Annotated in this window: 2 protein-coding genes; both read right to left on the bottom strand. The window is 54.5% G+C overall.

Translation table 11 applies throughout. The annotated features are described in order from the left end of the window. Positions 1-890: amidohydrolase family protein (locus ACRESJ_RS17095; RefSeq protein ID WP_431758952.1), on the bottom strand; the 890-nt coding region annotated here is incomplete at its 3' end. Between the two features lie 799 nt (positions 891-1689). Continuing rightward, the coding region (locus tag ACRESJ_RS17090; protein ID WP_431758951.1) for a carbonic anhydrase at positions 1690-1982 on the bottom strand (293 nt) is incomplete at its 5' end.

Below are 1982 nucleotides of genomic sequence, written 5' to 3'. Positions count from 1 at the left end.
CTTACCAATTGGCCAGATGCTCCTCGGAGAAGTTGGCCAACAGGAATTCGGGTTTCTTTGGAAACATGCAGTGCAACGGCATCAACAAAGTTGAAAGCCTTGTCCAGATTAAAGAGGTCGGAATACGGCTGTCCCTTGTTGTCAGTTCCAACATGAGGTGCATCCGTTGCTTCCAGAAGAATCTTGTCCGCGCCGACTGCGCAAACAATTTGCGTCACGAAACGAGCTGTTTCCTCGGGATGGATGCAAGTGCGATAGCCAGGACCCTTGAACCACACGTTGCCTCGCTCTCTGGCTTCAGCGAGTAGCGCGATGTAGGCCGGCTCACTGATGTCACGCTCGCTGTGACAAGTGCCCAGGTGGTCGATAATGACCCGCACATCGCGAGGGATCTGGCGCAATACACGCAGATTCGTCTCGGCCTCTTTCGCGTAAATGTGCAGATGCTGGTGCGGAAGCAGACGGCCGTAAAATGCCGGCCACAGCCCATCACTGAACTGCGCATCGGAAACCGTTTCCGGCCTTGCATCGTGCAGAACGATTCGGGCGCCAACCACCTGGGGGTGCGAAAGACGTTCGTGTGTGGCGTAAGCTGGTTCTGCCTTGATCGTCCCCACCAATTTGACGTCTCCATAGCGCAGAGGGTTGGCTGCCTGGAGATTCTTGAGTTCGTCAAATGAAGCAAATACGTTTTCTGAATCCGGCAGAATACTTAAATGGACGTTATTGAGGAGCGTCGGGGCAATTCCGGCATCGATCAATGTATCCAGATAAGCAGTCAGCGGATGCGGCTCGGGTAACGTATAAGGCAGCGAACCGGCCACACGACGAAGATCTTCCGAAGTATAAAAATGAACGTGGCAATCTATTCTTTTGGTCGACGGCAGCATGAGTATTGTTTCCTGCTTTTGTGCGAAAACAATAATCGTCGACAGCGCTTCGTCGCTCCCGCCAACTCGACGTGTAGTATCAAAATTTCGCCATGAACGATTTCATGAGCAAGGAAGATTCGGGAATAACCACTCAGATTTTGATCGCCGAGCAGGCTCTTGGACAACTCTGCTGCATGGCCTGCTGGATTTGGAAGTCGCCGAACTGATGCTTCGGCCAGCCGCTTGGTTAGCGGTACGTTCGGGTGATGGCGAAATTTTGTTGTCGTGACAGTTGAATAAACTATAGGAGCCAGCGCGCGATAAACCTGAGAACCTAGCGGGGTGAGAGGCCGTTGCTGAGAACGCGCTTGAGTCGCACTTCTGTGTTGGTGCAGACGCCGAATTGACCCTTGGTCAAAATCGTATCCACAATGACAGCTACCCATTCCCGGTACCAGTAAGGTCAGACACTTGGACGAGAACGTAGTCGCCGCAGGTTTCAAGCTCAGCGAAGCTGTCTACGCTGAGCTTGATGCTCTCAGCCACGCGGTACCAGCACCCCCTGGACCGGGTGCTTGACGATCGGCCCCTGGGCTTCGATCTAGTAGCGAGTCATGAATATGAATGCAGGCGTATGTCAACGTGCGCTGGTGGGCAATTGCATTGACTTGACCACCTGTTTGCACTCCCGTTGACCAGGCATTTGCATTCGCACTGACCAGCCGTTGCACAAACTGCAGCTCAGGCCAAGACCAAATGCGCGACAGGGCCCGTCAGTCGGCCCCTTCGCAGGCTGGATGAACCGGCCTGAGCCGACTCAGTCGATCGGCCGCAGGCGATATTGCGCTGGTAGTTGCTCAAAGCCGCTGATGGTCGCGTTCAGGCTCTTCCAGCGACCATCCTTGATGCCATAGATGCAACCATGGATCGACAGGCTCTGGCCACGGTGCCAGGCGTTCTGGATGATGCTGGTGTGGCCGACGTTGGCCACTTGCTGGATCACGTTCAACTCACACAGCCGGTCGACACGTTCTTCTTCTGTAGCTAACTGGCCCAGCTCCACGCGTTTCTCGTAATACAGGTCGCGAATCGAACGCAGCCAGCCATCGA

Origin of the sequence: Pseudomonas sp. (genome assembly GCF_050739655.1) — a bacterium.
In the GTDB taxonomy this organism is placed as follows: domain Bacteria; phylum Pseudomonadota; class Gammaproteobacteria; order Pseudomonadales; family Pseudomonadaceae; genus Aquipseudomonas.
This window is presented reverse-complemented; position numbering and strand designations above follow the sequence as displayed.